Source organism: Phreatobacter aquaticus (genome assembly GCF_005160265.1).
GTDB classification, from domain to species: Bacteria; Pseudomonadota; Alphaproteobacteria; order Rhizobiales; family Phreatobacteraceae; genus Phreatobacter; species Phreatobacter aquaticus.
In genome coordinates, this window is sequence record NZ_CP039865.1 from 1109160 (window position 1) to 1122415 (window position 13256).

Consider the following 13256-nt stretch of genomic DNA (forward strand, 5'->3'; position numbering starts at 1 on the left):
GGCCATTCTCGCCGTGATAAGTGAATGTGCCTGAGACCACTGCGGCAATCGAGAAGCCATCATGGCGCTCCTCGAAGGGTCGCGCCTCAGGTCCGGCCTCACAGACAATGTCACTCACGCTCCATTGCGACGTGCGCGCAACGCGCCGCACCGACAGGACGTCGGACGACCGCTCTGCCGGCTCATCGAAGAGTTCGAGAATGTCGGGCGTCATTGGCGCTGAGAATAGCAATATTCCCCAAGCCGCGGAACCGCGCAGCACTGCATGTTCCAAACCCTGCCGGTGGCGTCACCGGGCTTCCAACAGCGGGATGAGACCATGCTCGATCATATTTCCATTGGCGTCCGCGACATTGCGCGCACCAAGACCTTCTATGACGCGGCACTCGGAGCGCTTGGCTATGCGTGCCTCAGCGCCGGGGCCGATTCCCTCGGCTACGGCAAGGAGTCCGTTGAGTTCTGGATCAGCCAGACCGACTGTCCGGTCGCCGCAGATCCCAAATCCGGGCTCCATGTCTGCTTCCAGGCGCCGACCCGCGCGAGAGTCGATGCCTTCCATGCCGCGGCCCTTGCCTGTGGCGGCAGCGACAATGGCCAACCCGGCCTTCGGGCCGACTATAGCCCTACCTATTACGCCGCCTTCGCGATCGATCCCGACGGCTACAGGATCGAAGCCTACTGCGGCGCGGAAGCCTGAGACGAGCAACGACAATGGCGACGATCATCAAGGAAGTGGCAACCTCGGCCGAGCCAGCGGTTGTGTGGGATGCGGTGCGTGACATTGGCGCGCTCCACACCCGGCTCGTCCCGGGCTTCGTGGCGGCCACCACTCTTGAGCCAGGCATGCGGGTTGTCACTTTCGGCAATGGCGTGGTGGTGCGGGAGCCGATTGTCGGCGTGGACGAGGTGCGACGCCGACTGGTCTGGACGGCAGAAGGAGGCCTGACCCACCACTACAATGCCGCGGTCCAGGTCTTTCCCGCATCCGGCGGCGGCTGCCTCGTTGTCTGGACAGCCGACTTCCTGCCGGATTTGGCGGGGCCAACCATTGACGCGATGATGTCAGCTGGAGCGGCGGCAATGAAAGCCTGTCTCGACCGCCTGACCCCGACGACCGCTAACCCTTGAACCCGTCGCCGGCGAGATAGAGAAGCTCGTCCGGCGTCGCCTCGCGCCCCAGGATTGCGTTCCGGTGAGGGAAGCGGCCGTAGCGCGCGATAATGTCGTGATGAACCACCGCGTAACGGGTGTACTCAACATCGGCGAGCGTGCTGATCAGATCGACCGACCGTCGCTGGACGCCGATCTGCTCGCAATGCTCTAGCGGCAGGTAAACGAAGACGCGCAAGTCCGGCCCGATCAGCCGATCAACCCCGCGGCCAATGGCGCGCTCCGCTATCGCGAGCGCGAGACTGTCCGCCGCAAAGGCCCGGCTGTTGTTCCGGAACATGTTCCGCGGGAACTGGTCGAGCACCAGGAGAAGAGCCAAGGTCGCTTCGGCAGTCAATTCCCAGGACCGGAGATCGCCGGCTGCCGCGGCGTCGTAGGTCGCGAGGAACTGCGCGCGGATCGCCTCGTCGAAGGCCACATCCTTGGCAAACCACTTCGACGGGCCGGCATTCCTCCAGAACTCCAGCACATCATGGGAGGCCGCGACGGCATTGCTCATAGGGCTGTCCCTGGAATGGCGAGCGGGTTGTCCGTCAACGCGGCACGATCAGGCTGATCGGCGCGCGCAATGCCGACAAAGGCATCGTGCAGTGCCTCGATCACCGCTGGCTCCATGTCCTTGAGGATGAACACGATGCGTGTCCGCGCATCGCCGTCAGGCCAGGCGTCGAGCATGGTGGTGGGGTGGAACAGGTGCTGTGCGCCATGGATCACCACCGGTCGATCCGGGAACTCGGCGATCTTCACGACACCCTTCACCCGTAGCAGCTTCGGGCCATGGGCTCCGCGCAGGAGTTCCAGGAACATGTCGAAGGAGGCCGAGCCTATGGCGCGGTCGCTGGTCAACACGAAACTCTTGATGCCGTCGTCATGAGAATGGCTGACGCCATCGGCGGCGAGCGCCGTTTCGTTGAGCCAGCGCGCCACATCCGGGCTGCGGGTTGCCGGATCGATCAGGCCCGCCGCGAGGACTGCCGCGGGCGTTGCCTCGCCTCCGGCTGCATCCAGGCGGATTGCGGTCGGTGCCAGCCGCGCCAGCCGCTCGCTCAGCTTCGCAAAGGCCGCAAGCCGATCCGGCCGGTCAAGAAGGTCGGTCTTGGTCAGCACAATCCGGTCGGCGACCGCAACCTGGCGGACAGCCTCGGCATGCCCGTCAAGGGTCGCCAGCCCGTTGACCGCATCGACGACGGTAATGACCGCATCGAGGCGATAGCGCATGGCCAGATACGGATGGGCCATGATCGTGTGAATGACTGGGATGGGGTCGGCCAGGCCGGTGGTCTCGATGACGACGCGATCGAAGGGATCGACACGGCCATTGTCGAGGGCGCGCACCAGATCCTCGAGTGCTGCGACCAGATCACCGCGCACCGAGCAGCAAACGCAGCCGGATGACAGCATGACGATGCCTTCGTCCACGGTGCGGACGAGGAGGTGGTCCAGGCCGACATCGCCGAACTCGTTGATCAGCACGGCCGTGTTCTTCATCGCCGGATCGGCCAGGAGACGATTGAGCAACGTCGTCTTGCCGGCTCCGAGGAAGCCGGTCAGCACGGTGACGGGGACGGGCGGTCGTGGCCGCCGAGGGCTAGGGCTATCGGACATTGTGGGGAGAATGGGATTCAGGTCGGGCTGGCGCTACGGCGGAGTTCGACAAAAGAGGAGGCGATCAAGGCCGTCAGCACGAGGAGGCTGCCCATTATTTGGGAAGCGGTCAATGTTTCGCCAAGGATCAGTCCGGCGCTGATGATTGCGACGACCGGTTCAAGGCAGAAGACCAGGCCGACCAGGGCCGTCGGCGCCTTGCGGGCGGCGTACATCTGCAGGGCAAAGCCGGCGAGATAGCCGGCGATCGTCATGACGCAAGCAAACCAGGCGGTTGCGAAAGCCGAAACAGGGCTGGTGCCCACCATCAGAGCGACGAAACCAGCGATCGGCATGATGACGATATGCGACCAGAACAGCAGGGCACCCGCCGGCATGCGGGCACCGGCTCGGCTTGCCGCAAAGAACTGGCTGGCGGCGAGCAGGCTCGCGAGTGCGGCCAGGATCAGCCCCCGCGGATCATAGGCGCCGAATGTCGGCCCAAGCGCGATAGCAATGCCGATGAAGGCCAGCGTGAAGACGAAGAGACGGCTCGGCGTCAGCTTTGTGCCGTCGACGAAGGGGCTGGCAATCAGGATAATGAGCGGGAACGTGTAGACGATGACGGCGGCGACGCCGATCGGCACGAACGACACCGCGAAGAAATAGGCGAGGCCGAGGCCGGCCGACGTGACGCCGACAAGGATCAGTGCGGGCCAGGCAGGCCGCTCGATCCTGAGCGAGCCACCGGTAAGGCGAGCTGCGAGCGCAGCACCACCCAGCATCAGGAAGACCCGCAGGAACACGAGGTCACCCGCCGATACGCCCATCTGCGTCGACATGCGCGCATAGACGATGTTGATGCCATAAGCCGTTGCGCCGCCAAGCGCGGCGCCAATTCCAATCGCCAGCGGGGACAGGGTCACGGGCGCGGGCGAGCCCGGGTAGCCGTGACAGGCGTGGCGTTCCGGCTGTTACGAGCCTGCGTCCGGCTCGGCGCCGGAGTGGGCGTGGAGGTCGCGGTCCGGCTGTTGCGGAGAGCTGCAGGCCGTGCGGCCGGGATGGGTGCTGCACCCTGAAGACTGAGCGGCGCGCCGGCCGGATTGGGAGCGGCAGCGACGGGCGTTGCCGCAGCGGGGGCCTGTCCGCTGATTGCGCCCAGACGCTGGGCAGGCTCGCCTGCCGATCCACGGGTGATCGCACCATGGGCCGGCACGACGGTCACCGTCGATGTTCCAGTGGTGGTCATCGTGGTGGTGGTCCGCGGGGTAGGCGCGGTAAGACCCAGCGGCAGTTCCGCAGGGGCGGAGCGCGGCACGGAGGCGAGGGTCGGCGCCGCCACGGGCGCCGATGCCGGCGCGGCAATGGCGGTTGCGCCTCCGATGAAGACGGGAACTGGATCGCTGGTCGGGCGGTAGGGGCCAAGCAGCGAGATGACCTGACCATTCGAAGCAGCAGCGAGGGCCTGGAGGCCGGCCGGTCGTCCGGCGCGATTCGGCTGGGCCATCATCTGGGCGAAGGACAGATTGCCCGGATCGACATTGGTGGCGATCGGCTCGGCATCCATCTCCTCGCCCTGCTCGATATAAGCAGGACCACGGCCGCGCCGACGGCAGGCCTGTTCGCGGATATCGGGCGGCCCGGAGCTCACGTCGTTCGGGATCGATTCGACGGCGGCGCCCGAGCCGCCATAGCCGGCGAAATGCCGCTCGAACATGCCGGCGGCCGTTTCCGCACGACCGCGCGCGGAGGTCGATCCAAGCACGACCACGATCAACTGGCGGCCGCCGCGGGTGGCCGTCGCCACAACATTGAAGCCGGAGGCGCAGGTAAAGCCGGTCTTGAAGCCGTCAGCACCGGGATAACGCCCGATCAGGTGATTGTGGTTCCGCATGACGCGGTTGCCATAGCGGATCGCTGGCAGTCGCCAGAGTGCGGAATGTTCGGGAAATTCACGCATCAGCGCCCGCGCCAGCACGGCCAGATCGCGCGCCGTGGTCTGCTGGCCGGCGCCCGGCAGGCCGTTCGGATTGATGAAGCGCGTGCCGCTCATGCCAAGTCGGCGGGCCTCGGCGTTCATCATGGCCGAGAAATTCTCGACCGATCCGCCGAGGCCCTCGGCAATAGTGATCGACACGTCGTTCGCCGATTTGACCATGATGATCTTCAGCGCATTGTCGATGGTGATCACGGTACCCGGCCGAAAGCCCATCTTGGAGGGCGTCGCGCGCGCCGCGCGCTGGCTGACCGGCAGACCAGTATTCATGGTGACGCGACCCTCGCGCACCTGGCGCAGCGCCACATAGGCGGTCATCATCTTGGTCAGTGATGCCGGCAACCACGGCATTCCCGCACGGTCGGCCTGAAGCACCTGTCCGGTCGCGGCATCGACGACGATGGTCGGACCGATCTGCTGTGCTGTCGCAACGCCCGCGGAGGCGAGGCTCCAGGCGATCGTGGCGGCGAAAAATGAAGCGCTGAGCCGCAAGAGCTGGAGCCTTCTTCGATGTGCAGACAAGGACCAGATCCTGTGTAGCTGCTTTGTCCATGTTTCGCCAAGTGCGCGTGAACACGGCGAGTGCGGAGGGCCGGATAGGCCCTGAACGGGCACGATCGCGGATCACGCTTCAACAGCCTGAACCGGGCCAAAGAATGGCACCTCTCGTTCGGGCGAATTGATCGAGCCTGCCATGCAGCGTAGCTCTGATGCGGGAAGCCCGTTTTCGGGCTATCGTGTATATACTCGTCAGTGTGAATCTGGAGGATGTGACATGACTGCCTGCATCGTTGGCTGGGCCCACACGGCCTTCGGCAAACTCGAGAACGAAACCGTCGAAAGCCTGATCGTCCGCGTTGCAACCGATGCGCTGATCGATGCCGGCATCGGCCCGGACGACGTGGACGAGATCATCCTCGGCCATTTCAACGCGGGCTTCTCACAGCAGGACTTCACGGCCTCCCTGGTGCTGCAGGCCGACCCCCGGCTGCGCTTCAAGCCGGCGACGCGAGTGGAGAATGCCTGCGCCACCGGTTCGGCGGCTGTTCACCAGGCCGTGCGCGCGGTGAAGGCGGGCGATGCGCGGGTCGTTCTGGTCGTCGGCGTCGAGCAGATGACCAAGACACCGGGCCCCGAGATCGGCAAGAACCTTCTCAAGGCCTCCTACCTGCCCGAGGATGGCGACACGCCCGCGGGCTTTGCCGGCGTTTTCGGCAAGATTGCGCACAATTACTTCCAGCGCTGGGGCGACCAGTCCGATGCGCTGGCGGCGATCGCCGCCAAGAACCACAAGAATGGCGTCGAGAACCCCTATGCGCAGATGCGCAAGGATTTCGGCTACGAGTTCTGCCGCACCGAGAGTGAGAAGAACCCCTTCGTGGCCGGCCCGCTGAAGCGCACCGATTGCTCCTTGGTCTCGGATGGCGCCGCCGCTCTGGTCGTCACCGATACGGCGACCGCGCTCAAGATGAAGAAGGCCGTCGCCTTCCGCGGTCAGGCCCATGTGCAGGACTTCCTGCCCATGTCGAAGCGCGACATCCTGAAGTTCGAGGGTTGCACCCGGGCCTGGGGCCAGGCCTTGGGCCAAGCGGGCATCCAGCTGTCGGATCTCTCGCTGGTCGAGACACACGACTGCTTCACGGTGGCAGAGCTCATCGAATATGAGGCGATGGGCTTGACGCCGGAGGGCCAGGGTGCACGCGCTGTTCTAGAGGGCTGGACTCAGAAGGATGGCAAGCTGCCGGTCAATCCGTCGGGCGGGCTGAAGGCCAAGGGCCATCCGATCGGCGCGACGGGCGTCTCCATGCACGTCCTGTCGTCGATGCAGCTGATGGGCACGGCCGGCGGCATCCAGGTGAAGGACGCCAAGCTTGCTGGCATCTTCAACATGGGTGGCGCCGCGGTCGCCAATTACGTCAGCGTGCTGGAGCGCCTGCGCTGAGCCCACCGCGCGCGGAACCGTGAACGGCAGCGGACTTGCTGCCGTTCGCTGCCGCGAGTCATAGTTCTTCCCAAGAGTTCCGGGCGGCGCACTGCGTCCCACCGGAGCCATTCCAGGGGGAACTGCCATGACGATCGCATCTGCGCTGCGACTTGCCGCCGCGGCTTTGCTTCTGCCTCTTCTGACATGGACTGCGGCCAGCGCCGCCGACTATCCCGAGCCGAAGCGCGGAACCTATGTCGCGCGCGACTTCCGCTTTCATACCGGTCAGGTCATCCCAGAGCTGAAGCTCAGCTATGTGACGATCGGCAATCCGACCGGCGAGCCGGTTCTGGTTCTGCACGGCACCGCGGGATCGGCGGCCAACATGCTCAATCCGGGCTTTGCCGGCGAACTGTTCGGCGCAGGCCAGCCGCTCGATGCGGCGAAGTACTTCATCATCATCCCGGACGCGATTGGCGCGGGACAATCGTCCAAGCCGTCGGACGGCCTGCGCGCCCAGTTCCCGCGCTACAATTACGACGACATGGTCGCCGGTCACCACCGGCTCGTGACCGAGGGCCTGGGCATTCGCCGCCTGCGCCTCGTCATCGGCAATTCCATGGGTGGGATGCAGACCTGGGTCTGGGGTGTCACCCATCCCGATTTCATGGATGCGCTGGTGCCGATGGCCTCGCAGCCGACCGAGATGTCCAGCCGCAACTGGATGATGCGCCGCCTGATCATTGACACGGTCCGCAACGACCCCGCCTGGAACAATGGCAACTACACCACGCAGCCGCCGAGCCTGAGGGTCGCCAACGCCTTCTATGGCATTGCCACCAATGGCGGAACGCTGGCCTACCAGCAGATGGCGCCGACGCGCGAGGCGGCCGACAAGCTGCTCGACGCGCGCCTCGCTGCGCCCTTCGGTGCCGATGCGAACGACTTCATGTATCAGTGGGACGCGTCACGCGACTACAATCCGGCGCCCCGCCTGGAGCGGATCAAAGCGGCGCTACTGGTGATCAATTCCGCCGATGACGAGCGCAATCCGCCCGAGACCGGCATCATGGACCGCGAGCTAAAGCGCGTCGCCGGGGCCCGTCTGCTGCTGATCCCGGCGAGCACCGAGACCAGGGGTCATGGCACAACAGGCATGGCGCGGCTCTGGAAGCGCGAGCTGCAGGAATTCCTCGCGCAAGTGCCCCGCCGGGCGATGTGAGGCGGAAGTCGCATCTTCACCCTCCCCTGAAGGGTAAAGGGTGTGCCCGGACCTAGAGTTCGCTGACGCCCGGCACTGCAGGCACACCCGGTCCGGGAATGGCCTTGGCCGCGAGCACGGCCCGCACGACCGCGGCGGCCATGACCTGAGCTGCAAGGGCGCCGAGTGCCATCATGTTGCCCGGCAGCCCGCTCTTGCCCGTGGCGAGCGCGAAGATCGTGTCGCCGTCCCACATCGTGTGAATGGGGTCGATGGTGCGGGCGAGCCCATCATGGGCGTGCTGGGCGAGCTTCTGCGCCTGCGCCTTGGTGAGTTGCGCATCGGTTGCCACCACGCCGATCGTGGTGGCCATGCCGGCCTGAAGCGATGGCGGCAGCTCGCCCTTGAGGATCGCCTGGGTGATGCCGAGGCGTTGACGGCCGTCGGGCGTGCGCGCGCCGGCCAGAACCTCGCCGGTCTTCGGATCGATCACGTCGCCCACCGCATTGACCGCTACGATGGCGCCAACCGTGATCTTGCCGACCTTCACCGACGCCGTGCCGATGCCGCCCTTCATCGCGCGGGCCATGCCATAGAGTTTGCCGACGGAGGCGCCGGTGCCGGCGCCCACCGATCCTTCGGCGGGGGCATTGTTGCTGGCGGCCTCGCAGGCCTTGTAGCCGGCCTCGGCATCCGGGCGCACCTTGTGGTCGCCCATGGCGAGATCGAAGAGGATGGCCGAGGGGACGATCGGCACCTTGGTTGGGCCTGCCGGCCAGCCGAAGCCCTTCTCTTCCAGCCAGCGCATGGCGCCGCTGGCGGCATCGAGGCCGAAGGCGCTGCCACCGGCAAGCATCACGGCATGGACCTTGTCGACGAGGTTGGTGGGGTTGAGGAGATCGGTCTCGCGTGTGCCCGGCGCCGCGCCGCGCACATCGACGCCGCCGGTAACGCCCTCCTCCGTCATGACCACGGTGCAGCCGGTGGGCCGGCGGGCATCGCTGAAATGGCCAACCTTGATGCCAGCAACATCGGTTATGGCGCCGCCCAGCGTGCGGGCGCGGATCTGCTCGATGGTGGTGGCCTGCGCCTGGGTTTCGGTGGTCGCGGTCATGGCTGCTCCGAGCCCCAAGGCCGTTACGGTGGCGAATTCGCGGCGATCCATGGCCTCGTCTCCTGTTCCATGGGACAGGAGGCTAGACCGCCTTGACAGGACTGGGAAGCGCCGAGGAAGCGCGGCTCCCTCGCAGGATCAGGCGCCCTTCGGCCGGAAGGCAATGCAATGGGCCGGGTTGGTTTCCAGACGCGGCCCACCGATCAGGTCGATGCAATAGGGAATAGCGGGCATGACCGCATCCAGGCACTCGCGGATCGATGAAGGCTTGCCGGGCAGGTTGACGATCAGTGATCCACCCCGGATGCCGGCGGTCTGACGCGATAGGATGGCTGTCGGTACGACCTTGAGGCTGACGGCGCGCATGAGTTCGCCAAAGCCTGGCATCATCTTCTCACAGACGGCCTCGGTCGCTTCTGGCGTCACGTCGCGCAGGGCCGGGCCGGTGCCACCGGTGGTCAGGATCAACGGGCAGAGATCCTCGTCGGCGAGCTGCACCAGGGCCCGCTCGATCAGGGCCTGCTCGTCCGCAACCACCCGGGCGACGGGATGCCACGGGGAGCCGAAAAGCTCGGTGAGGGCGGCAACGATGCCGGGGCCGCCCTTGTCCTCGTAGATGCCGCGGCTTGCGCGGTCGGAGACGGTGACCACGCCGATAGGGACGGTTGTACTCATGGCGCCATCCTTAGCGCGACGACCGCGCTGGCTCAACGGATGCGACGGATCACCAGTTCGACGTCGCCAACCGGGATGCCGAAAAAGGTAACCACGGCCGTGTTGTAGAGCGAGCCGTCGGGCCGGGCGACAATGACATCCTCGAAGTGGACGCGCAGACGGCCGAAGCCGGTCTTGACCAGCGCGTCGTAGGAAAGCTTCAGCGCTGCACCGTCATTGCGGACATCTGCCGTGCCGATCACATCTTCGCGGGTCCCGGCATAGCGGCCCTCGCCAAGCTTGGTGAAGCGCCAGGTGACCCGGTCGCGCTCCCCGTCTGAATAGGTGAAGTCCTCGGCGAGCGTCAGGACGCGGCCGTCCCAGCGGCCGTTCATCAAGGCAACGAGCGTGCGGGTTGCGCCGCCAAGGCGGCTGGTGAAACGGCCCTCGGCGCGCAGGCGGCCGCGAAAGACCCGCTCCAGAACCAGCGGCTGGGATGCAGTGGGTCGGGCTTCAGCCACCATCGGCGAAAGGCCGGCAAGCAGGACGGGGGCAGATAGAAGGGTGCGGCGGGACAGGGTCATGGCGTGTCTCCTTGTTGGGGAGTTACGCGCCAGACGTGCCTTCGGATGCAGAGGACTGGCGTGCCTGCCAGTCGGCGCGGGTGAGCGCCATGTCGATATGGTCGACGGCACAGCCGCGCGCCGCACTCGTCCGGCGCGAGTGGCCGATGATGCGGAAGCCAAGCTTCTCGTGGACGCGGAGCGATGCCGGATTGTCGGCGAAGGCCCCGGCGACGATTGTCTCGAGGTGCGGCGCCTGGAAGGCGACGTCGATCAGCGCCATGACCGCCTCGGTGGCGAAGCCCTTGCCCCAGAAGGCGCGACCGAACCACCAGCCGATCTCGACGGCCGCGCCCTCGCCCGCGAAGGTGACGGTGCCGATCAGTGCGTCGGGCTCGCGCTTGCGGGCGACCGCCAGACCGAGGCCCCCACCCAAGGCATTGGAGGCCAGCACATCGCCGATGAATGCCGAGGCATGCGCCTCGGTGAACGGCAGGGGCACCGGCGCCATCATGCGGGCGACGGCGGGATCGCCGGCATAGAGGGCGGTGCGGGCGACATCGTCGAAGGTGAAGTCGCGCAGCACGAGACGGCGGGTCTCGATGGGCGCGGACTTCCGCCAGGGGCGGCCTTCAAAGCGATCGGTCATGAGCCATCGCTTAGCAAAAAGGGCCCCCCGATGCGAGACCGGGAAGCCCTTTGATGGTCAGACGCAGCCGATCGTCAGATCAGTCGGTCAGGCCCTCCGGAACGGAGCGCCGCAGGATCGGATCGCGCCAGGCCTTGATGCTGGCCCAGGTGCTGCGATCCAGCCGGAACTTGTCAACCGGGACGGAACTTGCGAGCAACCTGGAGCGCATCAACCCGACGCCTATCCACTGGAAGCCGCATTTCTCGATGACTCGGCGCGAGCCGGGATTGACCACACGTGCGGAAGCAGCGACGGCGGCAACGCCGTGCTGGGTGAACAGGTGATCGACGACGGCCCGGGCGGCCTCCGTCGCATAGCCCTTGCCCCAATGGGCGGTGGCCAGCCAATAGCCGATTTCGGGATCGCCGAGCTCCGGCATCACGAAGCCCGTCGCACCGATGGGCGCGCCGTTGGTCTTGAGCGTGATGAGAAAGGGATGGTCCGGACCGGACCAGGCATTGGCGATCCAATTCTCCGCATGTTTTTCCGCGTAAGGATGCGGAAGATTGGCCGTCATTTCGGCGATACGGCGATCATCGGCTACCGCCGCGATCGCGCGCGCGTCCTCGAAACGCGGCGCACGGAGAACGAGCCGCTCAGTCTCGAGGACGGGGATACAGCTCTCGAGCAGTTCGCCGCAGGGGCGGCCTTCCAGTTCGGTTTCCAGGCAAGTCATGACACGGGCTCCTTGTTGGCCGTGGCCGGACCCCGGGACCATCCCGAGGCCAAAGAAAAAGGGGCGCCGGCTTTCCGCCTGGCACCCCTTGATCCTTGACCTCAGATCATCGGAGCTGCCTGGCGATCCGCCGGCGGCTCCGATGAGGTGCCGCCGTTACTCGGCTGCGGCAGCCATCGGAACAACCGACACAAAGGTTCGGTTATTCGCTTTGGTGCGGAACTCGACGCGGCCGTCTACGGTCGCGAACAAGGTGTGATCCTTGCCGAGGCCGACATTGGTGCCGGGATGGAACTTCGTGCCGCGCTGGCGAACAAGAATGTTCCCAGACAGCACGGCCTGACCGCCGAAGCGCTTCACGCCCAGCCTCTGTGAGTTTGAATCGCGGCCGTTTCTCGACGAACCGCCTGCCTTTTTGTGAGCCATGTCGAGCTCCCGTTCTGTTCTGTCTTATAAGACGTTGCGTTCAGCGTGATGACAAGTGCGCGTTCGCGCTTACCAGTCCTCACCGGATTTCTGTTCGGCCTGGTCGACCTTGGCACGCGGCGGCTTGCCGGCCAGGAGTTCCTTGGCCTGCTCGACCCATTCCTCGCGCTTGGCGCGGCCGCGGAGCGCGAGCTCCTTGTCCTTCGCCTCGAGGTCCTCGGCGGTCCAGGCAGCAATATGCTCCCAGGTGGTGATGCCGGCGGCGCGCAGCTTCTTCTCAATCGTCGGACCGATACCGGCTATCAGCGAGAGATTCGACGAATCGCGGCCACCTTCGGCCGGCAGATCGGCGAACTTGGCGGGCGCTGCAGCCTTCGGCGCCTTGGCGGGCTTTTCCGACACGGCGGCAGCGGTCGATACAGCGGCCTTGGCGGTCAGCGTCGGCTTGGCGCCACCGGTGAGGATCTCGCCGATCTGGACGACCGTCAGATCCTGACGATGACCGCGCTTGCGCTTCGAATTCTGGCGGCGGCGCTTGCGGAACGAAATCGTCTTCGGGCCGCGGGCCTGGCGCACGACGTGAGCGGCCACCGAGGCGCCGTCGATCATCGGGGCGCCAATGGTGATACCGGCGTCGCCACCGAGCATGAGAACCTCGGAAAACACCACGACATCGCCCGGCTCTGCCGTCAGCTTCTCGATGGTGATCGTGTCGGCGGCGGCAACCTTGTATTGCTTGCCGCCAGTCTTGATGACTGCGTACATGGTTCTAGTCCTTCATCGACGAACCTTGGCCAGGGAGCCCGGACCGGTCGTCTTCTTGGTTTGTCTTGCCGCCGGGAATGGCGGTTGAGAATGCCCGAAACCATGACAGACGCAGACAAGCCGCGACATGCAGGAGTTCGGGACGCGGCTCAATGATCGAAATTGCCGGCCAAGTCAAGGAAATCCCGGCGCAGCTGACGGAATTTGACGGTCGGCGACGGTTGCCGCTTGAACAGCAGCGTCGCTTCCGCTACATGCCGCTTCGCTTTACGACCGGAGGGCGCCCGCAAGGTGCCGTTCAGCGACCGCGGAGAGGTGGCAGAGTGGTCGAATGCACCGCACTCGAAATGCGGCATACGGGCAACCGTATCGGGGGTTCGAATCCCTCCCTCTCCGCCAAACTCCCCCCTCAGACATCATCCTAACTGCGCCGATCTCCTCACGGAGTCGTTGATTTTTCAACGAGATTCGCGCTACTGTCCTCACGTTACG

General features: G+C 65.6%; 15 protein-coding genes and 1 tRNA gene. 5 read left to right on the forward strand and 11 right to left on the reverse strand.

Features of this window, described 5'->3' with window-relative positions; translation table 11 throughout:
- Window positions 1–319: 319 nt before the first annotated feature.
- Window positions 320–697, forward strand: coding sequence for a VOC family protein (locus E8L99_RS05150; RefSeq protein WP_137098542.1), 378 nt, complete (start codon window positions 320–322; stop codon window positions 695–697).
- Between the two features lie 14 nt (window positions 698–711).
- The gene (locus E8L99_RS05155) at window positions 712–1128 is read left to right on the forward strand and encodes an SRPBCC family protein (RefSeq protein WP_137098543.1); all 417 of its coding nucleotides are present in this window, start codon (window positions 712–714) and stop codon (window positions 1126–1128) included.
- On the opposite strand, the gene E8L99_RS05160 is transcribed toward E8L99_RS05155, so the two are convergent.
- From E8L99_RS05160 to E8L99_RS05175, 4 genes are read right to left on the reverse strand one after another with little or no spacing between them, the layout of a single operon-like run.
- Window positions 1118–1669, reverse strand: a complete 552-nt coding sequence (locus tag E8L99_RS05160; RefSeq protein WP_137098544.1) for a DUF924 family protein — start codon at window positions 1667–1669, stop codon at window positions 1118–1120. The genes E8L99_RS05155 and E8L99_RS05160 overlap by 11 nt on opposite strands.
- A complete protein-coding gene (locus E8L99_RS05165) occupies window positions 1666–2775 on the reverse strand; it encodes a CobW family GTP-binding protein (protein WP_137098545.1) in 1110 nt (369 codons plus the stop codon). The genes E8L99_RS05160 and E8L99_RS05165 overlap by 4 nt, the downstream gene beginning before the upstream one ends.
- Window positions 2776–2792: 17 nt before the next feature.
- Complete coding sequence (locus tag E8L99_RS05170) at window positions 2793–3680, reverse strand: DMT family transporter (protein ID WP_137098546.1); 888 nt, start codon at window positions 3678–3680, stop codon at window positions 2793–2795.
- Window positions 3677–5242 (reverse strand): D-alanyl-D-alanine carboxypeptidase family protein, encoded by a 1566-nt coding sequence (locus E8L99_RS05175; protein WP_137098547.1) that lies wholly within the window; start codon window positions 5240–5242, stop codon window positions 3677–3679. The genes E8L99_RS05170 and E8L99_RS05175 overlap by 4 nt, the downstream gene beginning before the upstream one ends.
- A 283-nt stretch (window positions 5243–5525) precedes the next feature.
- On the opposite strand from E8L99_RS05175, the gene E8L99_RS05180 reads away from it, so the two are divergent.
- Together E8L99_RS05180 and E8L99_RS05185 are read left to right on the forward strand one after the other, a co-directional pair.
- The gene (locus E8L99_RS05180) at window positions 5526–6692 is read left to right on the forward strand and encodes an acetyl-CoA acetyltransferase (protein WP_137098548.1); all 1167 of its coding nucleotides are present in this window, start codon (window positions 5526–5528) and stop codon (window positions 6690–6692) included.
- Between the two features lie 127 nt (window positions 6693–6819).
- Complete coding sequence (locus tag E8L99_RS05185) at window positions 6820–7896, forward strand: alpha/beta fold hydrolase (RefSeq protein WP_137098549.1); 1077 nt, start codon at window positions 6820–6822, stop codon at window positions 7894–7896.
- A gap of 52 nt (window positions 7897–7948) precedes the next feature.
- Here E8L99_RS05185 and E8L99_RS05190 read toward each other — a convergent pair whose 3' ends face one another.
- From E8L99_RS05190 to E8L99_RS05220, 7 genes are all read right to left on the reverse strand, one after another.
- Complete coding sequence (locus E8L99_RS05190) at window positions 7949–9040, reverse strand: P1 family peptidase (protein WP_137098550.1); 1092 nt, start codon at window positions 9038–9040, stop codon at window positions 7949–7951.
- A gap of 87 nt (window positions 9041–9127) precedes the next feature.
- Window positions 9128–9664, reverse strand: coding sequence for a molybdopterin adenylyltransferase (gene mog / locus E8L99_RS05195; protein ID WP_137098551.1), 537 nt, complete (start codon window positions 9662–9664; stop codon window positions 9128–9130).
- Window positions 9665–9696: 32 nt separating this feature from the next.
- Entirely contained in the window at window positions 9697–10227 is a 531-nt protein-coding gene (locus E8L99_RS05200; protein ID WP_137098552.1) for a DUF3833 family protein, read from the reverse strand.
- Between the two features lie 22 nt (window positions 10228–10249).
- Window positions 10250–10855, reverse strand: coding sequence for a GNAT family N-acetyltransferase (locus E8L99_RS05205; RefSeq protein ID WP_137098553.1), 606 nt, complete (start codon window positions 10853–10855; stop codon window positions 10250–10252).
- Window positions 10856–10934: 79 nt separating this feature from the next.
- Complete coding sequence (locus tag E8L99_RS05210) at window positions 10935–11573, reverse strand: GNAT family N-acetyltransferase (RefSeq protein ID WP_137098554.1); 639 nt, start codon at window positions 11571–11573, stop codon at window positions 10935–10937.
- Window positions 11574–11729: 156 nt separating this feature from the next.
- Window positions 11730–11999, reverse strand: coding sequence for a 50S ribosomal protein L27 (gene rpmA / locus E8L99_RS05215; RefSeq protein WP_137098555.1), 270 nt, complete (start codon window positions 11997–11999; stop codon window positions 11730–11732).
- Window positions 12000–12068: 69 nt separating this feature from the next.
- Window positions 12069–12764, reverse strand: a complete 696-nt coding sequence (locus E8L99_RS05220) for a 50S ribosomal protein L21 (RefSeq protein ID WP_137098556.1) — start codon at window positions 12762–12764, stop codon at window positions 12069–12071.
- 309 nt (window positions 12765–13073) lie between these two features.
- Between E8L99_RS05220 and E8L99_RS05225 the strand changes: the two genes are divergently transcribed.
- Window positions 13074–13163 (forward strand) — tRNA-Ser (locus tag E8L99_RS05225).
- Window positions 13164–13256: the final 93 nt, after the last annotated feature.